Source organism: Actinoplanes subtropicus (assembly GCF_000721705.1).
GTDB lineage: Bacteria > Actinomycetota > Actinomycetes > Mycobacteriales > Micromonosporaceae > Actinoplanes > Actinoplanes subtropicus.
The window spans coordinates 124,054-137,659 of record NZ_JOJL01000017.1 but is presented as its reverse complement, the minus strand read 5'-3'; the positions used below and the strand labels follow the sequence as shown (position 1 = coordinate 137,659).

Below are 13,606 nucleotides of genomic sequence, written 5' to 3'. Positions count from 1 at the left end.
CCCACTACCCAATGGGAAGTAAGCTCTGAGCAGCTGGGTTGTCTTGTTCTGACAGTCGCCTATTAGGGAGAAGATCATGACCATCGTCGTCACCGGCGCCACCGGACACCTCGGCCGCCTCGCCATCGAGTCCTTGCTGGCGAAGGGCGTACCGGCGAGCGAGATCGTCGGGCTCGGCCGTCAGGTCGACAAGATCGCCGATCTGGGGATCACCACCAAGCAGGTCTCCTACGACGACGTCGACTCGCTCACCGCCGCGTTCACCGGCGCCGACAAGGTGCTGTTCATCTCCGGCAGCGAGATCGGGCAGCGCGTCTCGCAGCACACCAACATCGTCGAGGCGGCCAAGAAGGCCGGCGTCGGGCTGGTCGTCTACACCAGCGCCCCGAAGGCCGACACGACCGACATGAAGCTGGCCGGCGAGCACCTGATCACCGAGCGGCTGCTGGCCGAGTCGGGCCTGCCGCACGTGATCCTGCGCAACAGCTGGTACACCGAGAACTACAACGTCCAGCAGGCGATCGAGCACGGCCTGTTCGGCGCGGCCGGCGAGGGCAAGATCGCCGGGGCACCGCGGGCCGACTACGCCGAGGCCGCCGCGGCCGTCCTGGCGAGCGAGGGACACGCCGGCAAGGTGTACGAGTTGGGCGGCGCGCCCTTCACCCTCGCCGAGCTGGCCGAGGAGATCTCCCGCCAGTCCGGCAAGCCGGTCACCTACACCGACCTGCCCGAGGACAAGTACATCGACCTGCTGGTCGGCGTGGGCGTGCCGCGGGCCGTCGCGGAGATCCTCGCCGACTCGGACCGGGCCGCCTCGCAGGGCGCTCTCGACGTGCCGCGCACCGACCTGGAGGCCCTGATCGGCCGCCCGGCGACCCCGCTGGCCGACGCAGTCCGCGCCCAGCTCGCCTGACCTCGAAATACGCGACGCCGACCGGCACCAGGGGGATTGGTGCCCGGTCGGCGTCGCGGGTTCGGGAGGAGAGCTCAGTAGCCCGGGGGCGGGGGCGGTGGCGCGTCGTCGCGCCGGGTCTCGCGGTACTCGGCCGCGTAGCTCGGGCCGGCGACCGGCGTCTGCGACTGCCGGGTCACCACCGTGCGACGGCGGCTGTTCCAGTACCAGAGGGTGATGATCAGGCCGACCAGGCCGCAGGCCATCAGGATCCAGCCGATGACGTTGATGTCGATGCCGCTGATATGGGCGTTGACGGCGAATGCCAGGATCGCCCCCACCGCCAGCAGGAAGATGCTTCCGCCGATGCCCATCGCCGGGCCTCCTTGGTCCTAACCGGGGTCAATGCGTCGAAGGTGGAGTTACCCAGGCGTCCCGGACCTCAATCAGGCAAGCTGTTCCCATGACCGATCGGACGCTTGTCATCCTGCGCCACGCCAAGGCCGAAACTCCCGGCGAGGACCCCGACTTCGATCGCCGGCTGACGACCCGCGGCGAGACCGACGCGGATGCGGCCGGCGCCTGGCTCGCGGACGAGCGCATCCAGCCTGACCTGGTGCTTTGCTCGCCGGCGGCGCGCACCCGGCAGACCTGGCAGGGCGTCTCGATCGCGCTGGCTCAGGCACGCCCGACCGCGGCCGCGCCGGAGGTCCGCTACGAGAAGGGCCTCTATTCGGGCGGCCGCACGGAAGTCTTCGATCTCTTGCGTACGGTGCCGGACACGGTACGCACGGTGCTGGTGGTCGGGCACAACCCGACCGTCTCCGAGGTGTCCATCATGCTCATCCCGGACGAGCAGTGGGACGGCCGGGAGGTCGAGCTGCGCACCTCGGGCCTGGCCGTGCACCGGGCCGAGACCGGCTGGTCGGAAACGTCCCCCGGGTCGATGCGCCTCATCGAAAGGCACACCGCCCGGGGGTGAAGTGATCAGAACACTTCTTCCGGAATGTCCATGATGTCCAGAGTGGTGTTCTCGATGACGCGCCGGTCGGCGCCCACCCGGGGCAGTACCTCGCGGGTGAAGAACCGCGCGGCCGCGACCTTGCCCTCGTAGAAGTTCTTGTCGGCCGCCGATACGTCGCCGTTCAGCGCCTTGAGCGCGACCTCCGCCTGGCGCAGCAGCAGCCAGGCGAGCACCACGTCGCCGAGGGCGAGCAGGATGCGGCGCGAGGTGAGGCCGACCTTGTACAGCTCGCGGGTCTCGCCGCCCTGAGCGGCGGTCAGCCAGCCCATCGTCACGCCGAGGATCTGCTGGAGCTCGCCGAGCGCCTTGCCGAGCGCGAGCCGCTCCTCCTTGAGCTGGCCATTGCCGGCCTCGGTCTCGATGAAGCCCTGCATCTCGGTGGCCAGCGTGGCCAGCGAGCGACCCTGGTCCTTCACGATCTTGCGGAAGATCAGGTCGAGGCTCTGAATCGCCGTGGTGCCCTCGTACAGCGTGTCGATCTTCGCGTCCCGCACGTACTGCTCGAGCGGGTAGTCCTGCAGGAAGCCGGAGCCGCCGAAGGTCTGCAGCGACTCGTGGCCGAGCAGCTCGTACGCCCGCTCGGAGCCGACGCCTTTGACCAGCGGAAGCAGCAGGTCGTTGACCTTGGCCGCCGCCTTGGCCGCCTTCTCGTCGCCGGCCGCCTGCGCGATGGCGACCTTGTCCTGCCAGGTCGCGGTGTAGATGACCAGCGCGCGCAGGGCCTCGGAGTACGCCTTCTGCAGCATCAGCGAACGGCGTACGTCCGGGTGGTGGGTGATCGTGACGCGCGGCGCGGCCTTGTCGTCGTTCTGCACCAGGTCGGCGCCCTGGACGCGGTTCTTGGCGTACTCGAGCGCGTTCAGGTACCCGGTGGACAGGGTCGCGATCGCCTTCGTGCCGACCATCATCCGGGCGTACTCAATGATCATGAACATCTGCCGGATGCCCTGGTGCACGTCGCCCAGCAGCCAGCCCTTGGCCGGCGTGCCGTGCTCACCGAAGGTCAGCTCGCAGGTGTTGGAGGCCTTGATGCCCATCTTGTGCTCGACGTTGGTGGCGTAGACGCCGTTGCGCTCGCCGAGCTCGCCGGTCGCCGGGTCGAAGTGGTACTTCGGCACGATGAACAGCGACAGGCCCTTGGTGCCCGGGCCGCCGACGCCCTCGACGCCGACCGGGCGGGCCAGCACGTAGTGGATGATGTTGTCGGTCAGGTCGTGCTCACCCGAGGTGATGAACCGCTTCACGCCCTCGATGTGCCAGGAGCCGTCCGGCTGCGGAATCGCCCGGGCGCGGCCGGCGCCGACATCCGAGCCGGCATCCGGCTCGGTGAGCACCATGGTCGAGCCCCACTGCTTCTCGACGAAGAGCTTGGCCCACTCCTTCTGCTCCGGGGTGCCCTCGGCGTGCACGACGTGCGCGAAGGACGGGCCGGAGGAGTACATCCAGATCGGGGCGTTCGCGCCCAGGATCTGCTCGGCCAGCGACCACCACAGCGCCCGCGGCGCCAGCGTGCCACCGAGGCTGGAGGGCAGGTCGAGACGCCAGAACTCGGACGCCATCCAGCTGGCGAACGACTTCTTGAACGACTCCGGCAGCGGCGCGGTGTGCGTCGCCGGGTCGAAGACCGGCGGGTTGCGATCGGCCTCGGTGTAGCTCGCCGCGAGATCCTCGGTCGCGAGGCGGTTGACCTCGGTGAGAACGTCGCGCGCGGTGTCCGCGTCGATCTCGTCGTACGGCGCCTGGCCGAACGCACGATCAGCCTCGAAGACCTCGAACAGGTTGAACTGGAGGTCCCGAAGGTTGCTCTTGTAGTGAGTCATGCAGCTGGCCCCGCTTCCGAACGACGCGAGTGAAACGCGAGTTACCCGTCAGTAACTCCCACTGTATTACCCATCGGTAGAAGCCGACAACCCGCAAGTGGTTCTGTGACCAACCGCCCGTTCGGCACATCAAGCCCCACCGATCGGCCAGTCGCCGGGATGACCGTTCAGCCAATTACCGTCGACGCCCCGGCGCCCGACGTATCGAGCTGTCTGGTGGGTCGTTGCTTCAGATAGAGACTTTGTCGAAGCGCTAGGGGGCGCCATGTTCGCCGCGATCAAGAGTCTGATACCCGAGCCTCGCCAGGCAACCCAGCCACGTCACTACATCGGACGGCACCGGCAGAACGAGCCCACCCCGGTCCCCGTCCCCCAGGACGCGCCGGTCTCACCCGCCCCGGTGGTCACCGAGCCGGCCGAGAAGGCCGGGACGGCCGCGGCCTAGGGCCGGTCGGCGGCGCCGACTTCCCAGCTCGGGATCGGGACGGTCGGGCCGTCGTCGTGGCCCTCGTACTCGAGCAGAACCAGCGCGATGTCGTCCTCGAGACGGCCGTGCACCCAATCGACCAGGGCAGTCTCCAGCGATGCCAGGCCGTCGCCCACGGTGCCGTGGCCGAGCAGCCGCCAGGCCCGATCGGCGGTCGGGAAGAACTCGCCATCCCGCCGCGCCTCGCCCAGCCCGTCGGTGAACAGCAGCAGCCGGTCGCCGGGCTCCAACCGCTCCACCCGCGTCTTGACCTCCGGCATGAAGCCCAACGGCGGCGCCGGCGCGTCCGGTTCCAGCGGAATCACCTGCCCACGGCGCAGCAGCAGCGGCGCCGGATGTCCACAGTTGACGATCGTGAGGGTGCCGCCGCGCTCCTCGACCAGCGCGGCGGTCACGAAATCCTCGTCCCCGACGCTGCGGGCGACGGCCCGGTCCAGGTCGGCGGCGACCGCCTTCAGATCGGCCCGCTCGTACGCGACGTGCCGATACGACCCGAGCACGATGCTCGCCAGCCGGACCGCGTCCAGCCCCTTGCCGCGCACGTCACCGATGATGATCCGCACCCCGTACGGCGTGTCCAGCGCCTCGTACAGGTCGCCGCCGATGTCCGCGGCCGCGGTCGCCGAGATGTACCGGCCGGCCACCGCGAGCGCCCCGACCTGCGGGCCGATCGGCCGCAGCACCGCCTGCTGGGCCACCGCGGCGAGCCGCTGCAGCTGGGCTATCCGGTCGGCCTGCCGCTGCCGGATCGTGGCCACCGCCGCGGCGATGCCGGTCGACATGATGATCCCGACGACGTTGATGAGGCCGGACACGCCCTGCGGCGGATCCGCCTCGACGAAGATCATCCCGACGATGGTGGCCAGCACGCCGACGGCCAGCACGGTCTGCCAGAAGGCGAAGACCGCAGCGAGGAACGGGACGGCCGCGAGCAGGCCGACGAAATGGGCCTGGGGGCCGTCCGCGAGCTCCACCGCGGACACGACCGCGAGCAGCACAAGGGCCGCGCCGAGGCCGGCGCGGGATGCGGGGCTCAGCGGGCGTCGGCCCGGCGGAAGAGTCGGCATGGTTACGCGCAACAGCATGCCCGATCAGAGCGAGTCACTGCATCAACTTGACCCCTAGTCTGACTCGGTTCTAACCACCCGTTTCATCGGGCTCGGTCGGACGGCCTGCCCGCGGTGACAGGATGTCCGCGTGTCAGACGATCTTCGTGATCTCCTCCGAGCCCGCTTCGGGTGGACGGACCCCGGCGAGGGCACCGGCTACGTGGTCAGCAACCGCTCGGGCTGGTGGCGCGATCCGCACATTCTGGCCGGTCTCGGCGAGGCGCTCGGCGATCTCTTCCGGGACGCCGCGCCGACCGTGGTGGTCTCGCCCGAGGTCACCGGCTTCCTGGTCGGGCCGCTGGTGGCGCGGGCGATCGGGGCCGGCTTCGTGGAGGCCTACCGGGCGGGCGCGCGCCGTCCCATCGCCGAGCCGATGACCTGGGCAACGGTCCCCACCGATCACCGAGGAGATCAACAGCAATGGGGCGTACGGGACGGTCTGGTCGGTCCGGCCGACCGCGTCCTGATAGTCGACGACTGGGCGGCCACGGGCGCGCAGGCCCGGGCCCTGAGCAGCCTGTTCCCCGGCGCCTACGTGGGCACCGCGGTGATCGTCGACGAGTGCCCGCCCGAGGTGAGCGCCGAACTCGGCATCCGCGGGCTGCTGACCGGTCAGGACTTGATGTAGCCCTTCAGCACCCCGACGGTCGGCGCCCAGCCGCGGGCCTCGTACTCCGCGGCGCCACGCAGCACATACGGGTCCTGCGCCATCACCTCGCGGGCGGTCGCCTCATCGGCCACGTCGAGCAGCACCATGCCACCGACCGGCGGGTCCTGCCGACCGGCCGCCACCAGGGTGCCCTGCGCGACCAGACCGTCCAAAAAAGCCAGGTGCTCGTCGCGCACCTTGGCCACCTCGTCGAGCGGGACCAGGTAGGTAGAGATCATCAGGTACACGGCGTTCCTCTCCGGCGGCGGTTCGCCCACGATCGTACGATCCGAACCGTGAACGACTTCGGGCGCTACGGAATCTGGATCTCCCGCAAGCACTGGCCGGACGACGCGGGACAGACCGCCTCGGCAGCCCAGGAGCTGGAGTCCCTCGGCTTCGGCACGATCTGGATCGGCGGCAGCCCGCCGGACGACCTGCTGCTGGTCGAGGCCCTGCTGGCGGCCACGTCGACGCTGAAGGTCGGCACCAGCATCGTCGACATCTGGCGCAGCGACGGCGCCCGGCTGGCGGCCAGCCACGCCCGGATCCGGGCCCAGTTCCCCGGCCGGTTCTACCTGGGCGTCGGCTCCGGCCACGCACCCACCGCCGAGGCGATGGGCGAGCTCTACATCAAGCCCCTGACCCGGCTGCGCGACTTCCTCACCGACAAGCTGCGCGACGTCCCCCGCGACGAACGCCTGGTCGCCGCCCTCGGCCCGAACGCCCTGGCCGCGGCCCGCGACCTCACCGCCGGCGCGCTGCCCTACCTGATGCCGCCCGCGCACACGGCACAGGCTCGCGAGATCCTCGGCCCGGACCGCCTGCTCATCCCCGAGCAGAAGGTCTACCTCGGCACCGACCGCGACCAGGCACACCAGGTGGCCCGCCGGATGGCCCGCACCTACCTGGCCATGCCGAACTACACGAAGGCCCTGAGCCGCTTCGGCCTGAACCCGTCGGACCTGACCGGCGAGGGCAGCGAACGCTTCCTCGACCAGGCGGTGATCTGGGGCTCGGACGACGACATCCGCGCCGGCCTCAACGCCCACCTGGACGCGGGCGCCGATCAGGTAGCCGTCCAGGCGCTGCCGCTAGACCCTACCGACCACCTCCCCCGCTCGGAGTGGCGCCGCCTGGCCGCCATCCTCATGCCTGTCTCCGAAAGCTGACCGCCCTGCCGAGACGCGCCCCTCTCGAGTGCCGACCTCCTCGCCAAGACCCGGCCGCTGCCGAATGCCGACCTCCTCGCTGGGGCGGGCCTCCTCCCGAACACCGCCCCTCTCGCCGGGGCCCGGTCTCTGCCGAACGCCGTCGTCGTCTGCGTCGCTCGAAAAGCCGATCTCAAGACGCAAGCCCAACGCTCGGGCGATCCGGTGCAGCACGGGCAAGGTAGGCAAGGCGCCGCCGGCTTCCAAGCGCGCCACCACCGGCTGAGTGGTCCGCGCCGTCTCGGCCAGCGAAGACTGACTCAGGCCCCGCTCGTCCCGCAGCCGGCGAACCGCGGCACCCACATCGAAGCCCAGCTCGGCGGCGTCGTACTCCGCCGTGGCCCCCGGCTCGGCCAGCCGCCGTGCTCGTACCTCGGCCCAGCCGGTCACGCCAGCACCTCGGCCACGTACCGCTCGGCCACGCAGCGGGTGAGCACCCGGACCGCCCGCTCGATCTCCCGCCGGTCGCGCGCGCGGGATTTTCGGAACGCCGTCAACAGCACGATCCGCTCGCCGGGCGCGGTCCAGAAGGTCACGCGATAGGGCTCCCGGCCGACGTAAAAGCGCAGCTCACCCACCTTGTCGCCCAGCTGCCGGACCAGGGACCCCGACCGGCTGAGCCGATCGACATGGACGGCCGCCTGGGCGAACTGCTCGGTAGGCAGTCCCTCCAACCATCGCAGAACCTCAGGCTCCAGCTCGACGGTGCACTCACCCGTAGGCGCGCTGTCGCGGCCGCTGCCCCGCCACATCGCCTGAAGAGCCGGCTCCGACCGGTGTCGCTGTGCTGCCGTCATGTCGCGCTCGCCTCCACCAACTGGCCCATATTCGGGCACTTATCGGGAAAGTTACATTTGGGGTGTGCTGGTTCAGATCACCGCTCGGCCGGACGCCCGGCTGGTCGCCTCGGCCGTTCGACGCGGCCTGCGGCCCCTGCTGCTGACCGCGCGGGGAATCGGCTGGGCGGCGATCGCGCTCGCCCTGCTGCTCGACGTGATCGCCACCGGCGGCCCCAACCTCACGCTGCTGCTCGCCGGCACGCTCATCGCCGTGGGCATCCCGATGTTCCTGGTGAACACCGGCACGCGCGAGGCGCTCCGGGACAGCGAACTGACCACCTACGAGATCAGTGACGGCGGCGTGGCGAGCTCGAGCCTCGCGGCCCGGCACGCCTACGCCTGGAACGCCTTCCGCTCCGTCGAGGAGGCTCCTGGCCAGCTGATCTTCGGACGTAGTCGCACCCGGTTCCTGCCGGTGCCGACCGCCGGCCTCAGCCGCAGCCAGATCGAACAGGTCCTGGGCGCCGCTGCCGGCCACGGCCTGCGAGTGCGCCGCGCCTAGCCACGTTCACCCCCAGGGCGTACGCCCGGGTGCGGATTTTGTCCAAATAGGTCGCCGCTGCTGGATCTTGGATCGCCGTCATGCGGCAAGCCTTCCAGCGGACCTACCGGGCGCGCCACCGGCTTCTGCGAGCCTGTGGATAAGTATTTCCGGCGGCGCTAGCTGGTCGGCCAGACCCGGAAATTCTGCGCCGAGCGGGACGGCGTCGGGCCACGTTGCCCCTGGTAGCGGGAGCCGTAGACGGCCGAGCCGTACGGATGCTCGGCCGGGCTCGACAGCCGGAAGATGCACAGCTGCCCGATCTTCATGCCCGGCCACAGCTTGATCGGCAGATTGGCCACGTTGGACAGCTCGAGCGTCACGTGCCCGGAGAACCCCGGGTCGATGAAGCCCGCCGTCGAGTGGGTCAGCAGCCCGAGCCGGCCCAGGCTGCTCTTGCCCTCGAGGCGCCCCGCCAACTGGTCGCCCAGAGTGATCACCTCGAGCGTCGAGGCGAGCACGAACTCGCCCGGGTGCAGCACGAACGCCTCGCCGTCCGCCACCTCGACCAGCGCGGTCAGGTCGTCCTGCTGCTCGGCGGGGTCGATGTGGGTGTAAAGGTGGTTGTTGAACACCCGGAAGAACCGGTCCAGCCGCACGTCGACGCTGGACGGTTGCATGAGCGCGGGGTCGAACGGCTCCAGGGCGAGATCGCCCGACTTGATCTCGCTGACGAGGTCGCGGTCGGAGAGCAGCATCGCAACACCATACCGACCTGCTCTTTCGGCGTGTTTCCCTGGGCGCTTCGAACAAATGTTCGATAAAATGCCCGCATGGCTTCCTGGTCCGATTTCGCCGCCGCCGACCCGTCGCTGGCCGCCGCCATCCGCGCGCTCCTCGAGCAGTACGGTCCCGGCATGGCCTACCTGGCCACCATCCGCCCCGACGGCGGCCCCCGGATCCACCCGGTCTCCCCGGTCATCACCGACGAGGGCCTCTACTGCTTCATCGTCGCCTCGCCCAAACGACGCGACCTGGCCCGCGACGGCCGCTACGCGCTCCACTCCTTCCCGCCGGAGGAGAGCGACGACGAGGCCTACCTGACCGGCCAAGCCATCCGAGTCCACGACCCGGCCGTGATAGCCACCCTCTCCGAGACCTGGCGCGCCTCCCCCGCCGTCGATTGGCACCTCTACGAGCTCCAGATCGACACCGCCACCCTCCGCCGCCACGGCCCCGGCGGCGCCCTCCCCCTGGCCGCCACCCCGCCGGCCCACCCCCTGTCCCGCACGTGGCGAGCCCGCTTATCCCGCCCACTGGCCATCGCAAGCTGAGAACGAGTTAGGAAGACGAGCCACTCCCGCCACGCGCCTCCCGAATCAGGTACAGTGAGCCCCGCTGCGGGTGTAGTTCAATGGCAGAACATCAGCTTCCCAAGCTGAACATGCGGGTTCGATTCCCGTCACCCGCTCCACGTTTATGCAGCCAGATGGCTTGATCAACCGAAATTCGTTCGACTCCCATCGATGGCCCTACGGAATTGTTGGGGATCTCGTTGGCGACGAGCATCAACGCCGAGGTGGCTAGAGTCCGTTCGAAGCGGCGCCAGCAGCATTCAATCCAGCGCTGTACCACCGCTCAGGCCCAGCTCACGACCGTCGCACCCCGTCGGACCGACGCCGCATGAGCCCCACGTCGAGGGTTTCGGTCGTCAGTCTTCCAACTGGTTACCCGAGTTTGATTCTCGCCGCTGGCGCTACGTTTGTGCAGCTAGACAGCTCGATCAACCAAAATTTGCCCGGCCCTCACGCTGCAATTGTTGGGGAACTTGATGGGAAACGAGGATCGACACAGGGGGCGGATCGGGTCCCGTAGAGCACCGTCGCAACACCCGAGTCGGCGATGCATCCCCCGCAGCACCAGCTCACAGCAGTTCAGGCCGATCAGTAGGAACGCCAGGCAAGGCAGGACGTCGGCGGCCCAATCGGCATGATCAGTGAGCCGGACTGACAGTGCAGCCTCGAAACGCCGCCCGGGTGAATCGCGCCGGACTCGGGGCACGCGTTCCACACCATCCGCCCTGGTTCAGGCGAAAATATCGGCTAGCTACCAGACCGTCCATCCTCCAGGGAATCAGCCGATTACTGATGATCTCGCGTCAGGGTCTCCCGGCGACACCGGGAATCCGGCTCCCTGCAAGCCTTCGGCGCGAACGGTCCGGTGACCCTGACCCGGGAATGTCGGTAAATGCGATCTGTCCCCGAGGTCGATGCTCGCGAGGTCGGCGCGCGAGGCGATACCGAGCTTGGGGAACACGTTGGCCAGGTGGTGACCCACCGTGCGGGGGCTGATCAGCAGCTGTGACCCGATCTCGCGGTTGGTAAGCCCCTGCGCGGCCAGCCGGGCGACTCTGGACTCCTGCGGGGTGAGATCGGACGCGGCGTTCCGGGCGGGTGTGGGGTCGCGGCGTACATGCTGGCCGGTCATTTCCTGTTCGGCCCGGGTGCGGGCGAGTAAGGGCGCCGCGTCGAGGCGCCGGAAGATTTCGGCGGCTTCGGCCAGCTGGGTGTGGGCGTCGGTACGGCGGCGGGCCCGCCGCAGCCACTCGCCGTACAGTAGGCGCGTGCGGGCGTAGGCGAAGGGCCGCGACCGCGCCCCAGGTACGTCCAACGCGAGCCGGAACTGCTTCTCCGCGTCTGCCCCAGACGCCAGCAGGGCCTGGACCAGGTGGGACGCGGAAATCGCCCACGCCGCGTCGGTCCGGTCGGCCCACCTGTGCAGCAGCCGCGCCTGTTCCTCGGCCTGGGCCCGCTGCCCAGCGTGGATGGCTGCCTCGGCGGCGTCCGGCGCGGCGAGCACCGCGATGGTGGGGTGCGCCGCGTGGTGTCCGTCCTCGGTGAGCCGGACCAGGTGGTCCAGCGCCTGGTCGGCACGGCCGGCGAACAGTGCCGACATGCCGAGGGTCCACTGTGCGGCGGCGCTGAGCAGACGCACGTTGCGCGGCACGGAGAGCTCGAAAGCCCGGGCGGCGTAGTCGGCGACTGCCTTCTGTTGGCCTTGGGCGGCGGCCACCCAGCCGAGGCAGTTGTGGCACTGCGACGCCAGGTGGTCGTCACCGATCTCTCCGGCCACCTGCAGCCCCTCCAGGGCGTTCACCGCGGTCGAGGCCCAGGAGCCCTGCGCGAGGCCCAGCGCCGCCGTCTGTGCCAGCGCCTGGGTCAGGGCGGTCACCTGGTCCGTGGGCCGCAGCCGGTCGATCTCGCCGCGCAGCGCCTCCGCCATGGCGGACTCGATCCCCCAGGCCAGCGCCACCGGTGGCGGCGGCATCAGGAACCAGGAACCGCCGCCGAGCCGGCCGAGGACCTCGGCGCCGGCGGTCACCGCTGGGTCACGGTCTCCGGCGACGGTGTCCGGGTCCTGCGTCCACCACCGGCGCAGCGAAGGCAGCAGGTCGGCGTTCGGGAAGTCGCCACGCGGGAGCCGGCGCTCGAGCCGCTCGAGGGCCTCGCGCTGCAGCTCGCCGCGCCCGGCCGCCCACGCCGCCCGCAATGCCATGCCGCCGAGGGTGAAGGCCTGCCCGGCGTCGGCCACCCGTTCCATGTCCCGGATCAGGCGACGGCAGGCTATCGCCAGATCGCCGTACGCGAACTCGATCAGTCCCCGTAGCCCTTCGCTGTGCACCGCGACCGTGGCCTCGGAGGACATCCCTTCGGCCCGATCCAGCATGTCCCGCGCCGCGTCGACCTGCCCGGCTTCCCACGCCGCCCTGGCCGCGTAGGCCAGCCGGCGGGCCGCGTCGTCCGTGGCGGGCGACAGGGCCGCCGCCCGCCGCAGGGCACGGGCGGCCGTGGCGCAACCGCCACGTGCCCAGGCACTGCGGGCCGATTCCTCCAGCAGCCGGGCCACCTTCTCGTCGGTTCCGCCCTCGGCTTGTACCGCGGCGGCGAGATGCCACGGGCGCAGCTCGCCGGCGTGCTCACCGTTGAGCACGGACGCGAGAGCCCGGTGGACGGCCTGGCGGTCCTCCGGTTGCGCCACGTCGTAGACCACCGCGCCCATGAGCGGGTGGCGGAAGTGGATTCGCCCGCCCGGGCCGTCGGTGAGCAGGCCCGAATGCGACGCCTCGTCCCACGCGGCCGCGTCGAGGCCCAGAACGCCGCCGGCGTGGCGCACGGTGTCGCGGTCACTGCGGTCGTCGGCGGCGGCGAGCAGGAGCGCAGTGCGGGCAGCCGCCGATAGTCGCTCGATCCGGGCCCGGAAGGAACGTCGCAGGCGGGGACCGACGGAGATCTGGTCACCGCCGAGCGGGTACGCCGAGAGGTCGCCGGCCGCCACGGAGGTGGGCAGTTCCCGAAGGGCGAGCGGATTGCCGGCGGCTGCGCGGACCGTGCGGCGGATCAGTGCCTCGTCCGCGTGCGGAGCGACGGAACGGGCAAGCAGCCCTGCGTTGATGTCGTCCAGCCCACGGACCTCCATCGCCAGCAGCTTCTCCCAGGGACCCTCCACGGGATCGTCGTGGCTGGCGAGAAGCATGACAACGGGTTCCAGGCGCAACCGGCGAGCGACGAAGGCCAGGCACTGGGCAGACGGCTCGTCCAGCCACTGGGCGTCGTCGGCGATGATCAGAACCGGGCGCTTCGCGGCCAACTCGCCGACGAGCGTCAGGACGGCCACCCCGATCAGAAACCGGTCCGCCCGATCGCCGCTGGTGCCGAGCGCCCCGTTCAAGGCCTTCGCCTGCGGCTGCGGGAGCGCACCGATCGGCTCCGTCACCGGCCACAGCAGTTCGTGCAGCCCGGCGAAGGCCAGCTCCGACTCCAGACGGGTGCCGCGACAGCGCAGGACGGTGAAGTCCTCGGCGGCCGACTCGGCCACGTATTCGAGCAAGGCGGTCTTACCGATGCCGGGTTCGCCCCACAACATCATGGTCGTTCCGGATCCCTGACGGGCACCGTCAAGGATCCGGTCAAGGGCTGCCTGCTCCTGGCGCCGTCCGTACAGGTCCATTTGCTGGAAAGCCTAATGGTCAACGGCCCCATGCCACATCGTGACGGACCCGGTGACGGACACGGTGACGGATTCGCTTCCCGCGCC

General features: G+C 70.1%; 15 protein-coding genes and 1 tRNA gene. 8 read left to right on the top strand and 8 right to left on the bottom strand.

Annotated elements, in window-relative coordinates; genetic code table 11:
• The first annotated feature begins 76 nt into the window (after positions 1 to 76).
• Positions 77 to 913 (top strand): SDR family oxidoreductase, encoded by an 837-nt coding sequence (locus IH26_RS0123535; RefSeq protein WP_030438398.1) that lies wholly within the window; start codon positions 77 to 79, stop codon positions 911 to 913.
• A 74-nt stretch (positions 914 to 987) separates the two neighbouring features.
• Here IH26_RS0123535 and IH26_RS0123530 read toward each other — a convergent pair whose 3' ends face one another.
• Positions 988 to 1,266, bottom strand: a complete 279-nt coding sequence (locus IH26_RS0123530; RefSeq protein WP_030438397.1) for a DUF6458 family protein — start codon at positions 1,264 to 1,266, stop codon at positions 988 to 990.
• Between the two features lie 89 nt (positions 1,267 to 1,355).
• Here IH26_RS0123530 and IH26_RS0123525 point away from each other — a divergent pair, with 89 nt between their 5' ends.
• Complete coding sequence (locus IH26_RS0123525) at positions 1,356 to 1,874, top strand: SixA phosphatase family protein (RefSeq protein WP_030438396.1); 519 nt, start codon at positions 1,356 to 1,358, stop codon at positions 1,872 to 1,874.
• Positions 1,875 to 1,879: 5 nt separating this feature from the next.
• On the opposite strand, the gene IH26_RS0123520 is transcribed toward IH26_RS0123525, so the two are convergent.
• Positions 1,880 to 3,736, bottom strand: coding sequence for an acyl-CoA dehydrogenase (locus IH26_RS0123520; protein ID WP_030438395.1), 1,857 nt, complete (start codon positions 3,734 to 3,736; stop codon positions 1,880 to 1,882).
• 265 nt (positions 3,737 to 4,001) lie between these two features.
• Between IH26_RS0123520 and IH26_RS0123515 the strand changes: the two genes are divergently transcribed.
• Positions 4,002 to 4,181, top strand: a complete 180-nt coding sequence (locus IH26_RS0123515; protein ID WP_030438394.1) for a hypothetical protein — start codon at positions 4,002 to 4,004, stop codon at positions 4,179 to 4,181.
• Here the strand turns inward: IH26_RS0123515 and IH26_RS0123510 are convergent.
• Positions 4,178 to 5,308 (bottom strand): PP2C family protein-serine/threonine phosphatase, encoded by a 1,131-nt coding sequence (locus tag IH26_RS0123510; protein WP_030438393.1) that lies wholly within the window; start codon positions 5,306 to 5,308, stop codon positions 4,178 to 4,180. The genes IH26_RS0123515 and IH26_RS0123510 overlap by 4 nt on opposite strands.
• Before the next feature lie 112 nt (positions 5,309 to 5,420).
• Here IH26_RS0123510 and IH26_RS0123505 point away from each other — a divergent pair, with 112 nt between their 5' ends.
• Positions 5,421 to 5,960, top strand: coding sequence for a phosphoribosyltransferase (locus tag IH26_RS0123505; protein WP_030438392.1), 540 nt, complete (start codon positions 5,421 to 5,423; stop codon positions 5,958 to 5,960).
• On the opposite strand, the gene IH26_RS0123500 is transcribed toward IH26_RS0123505, so the two are convergent.
• The gene (locus tag IH26_RS0123500; RefSeq protein ID WP_245665433.1) at positions 5,945 to 6,259 is read right to left on the bottom strand and encodes a YciI family protein; all 315 of its coding nucleotides are present in this window, start codon (positions 6,257 to 6,259) and stop codon (positions 5,945 to 5,947) included. The genes IH26_RS0123505 and IH26_RS0123500 overlap by 16 nt on opposite strands.
• An 18-nt stretch (positions 6,260 to 6,277) precedes the next feature.
• Here IH26_RS0123500 and IH26_RS0123495 point away from each other — a divergent pair, with 18 nt between their 5' ends.
• Complete coding sequence (locus tag IH26_RS0123495) at positions 6,278 to 7,153, top strand: TIGR03620 family F420-dependent LLM class oxidoreductase (protein WP_030438390.1); 876 nt, start codon at positions 6,278 to 6,280, stop codon at positions 7,151 to 7,153.
• Here the strand turns inward: IH26_RS0123495 and IH26_RS0123490 are convergent.
• Both IH26_RS0123490 and IH26_RS0123485 read right to left on the bottom strand, forming a co-directional pair.
• A complete protein-coding gene (locus tag IH26_RS0123490; RefSeq protein WP_245665442.1) occupies positions 7,076 to 7,495 on the bottom strand; it encodes a helix-turn-helix transcriptional regulator in 420 nt (139 codons plus the stop codon). The genes IH26_RS0123495 and IH26_RS0123490 overlap by 78 nt on opposite strands.
• 83 nt (positions 7,496 to 7,578) lie before the next feature.
• A complete protein-coding gene (locus tag IH26_RS0123485) occupies positions 7,579 to 7,866 on the bottom strand; it encodes a type II toxin-antitoxin system RelE/ParE family toxin (protein WP_211268739.1) in 288 nt (95 codons plus the stop codon).
• Positions 7,867 to 8,053: 187 nt separating this feature from the next.
• Between IH26_RS0123485 and IH26_RS0123480 the strand changes: the two genes are divergently transcribed.
• Complete coding sequence (locus IH26_RS0123480; protein WP_030438387.1) at positions 8,054 to 8,533, top strand: YcxB family protein; 480 nt, start codon at positions 8,054 to 8,056, stop codon at positions 8,531 to 8,533.
• A gap of 158 nt (positions 8,534 to 8,691) precedes the next feature.
• On the opposite strand, the gene dcd is transcribed toward IH26_RS0123480, so the two are convergent.
• Positions 8,692 to 9,270, bottom strand: coding sequence for a dCTP deaminase (dcd, locus tag IH26_RS0123475; protein ID WP_030438386.1), 579 nt, complete (start codon positions 9,268 to 9,270; stop codon positions 8,692 to 8,694).
• Between the two features lie 75 nt (positions 9,271 to 9,345).
• On the opposite strand from dcd, the gene IH26_RS0123470 reads away from it, so the two are divergent.
• Together IH26_RS0123470 and IH26_RS0123465 are read left to right on the top strand one after the other, a co-directional pair.
• The gene (locus tag IH26_RS0123470; protein WP_030438385.1) at positions 9,346 to 9,846 is read left to right on the top strand and encodes a pyridoxamine 5'-phosphate oxidase family protein; all 501 of its coding nucleotides are present in this window, start codon (positions 9,346 to 9,348) and stop codon (positions 9,844 to 9,846) included.
• 66 nt (positions 9,847 to 9,912) lie between these two features.
• Positions 9,913 to 9,986, top strand: a tRNA-Gly gene (locus IH26_RS0123465).
• 659 nt (positions 9,987 to 10,645) lie between these two features.
• Here IH26_RS0123465 and IH26_RS0123460 read toward each other — a convergent pair.
• Positions 10,646 to 13,519: a helix-turn-helix transcriptional regulator gene (locus tag IH26_RS0123460; protein ID WP_084599026.1), complete on the bottom strand. Its 2,874-nt coding sequence runs from the start codon at positions 13,517 to 13,519 to the stop codon at positions 10,646 to 10,648.
• Positions 13,520 to 13,606 lie beyond the last annotated feature (87 nt).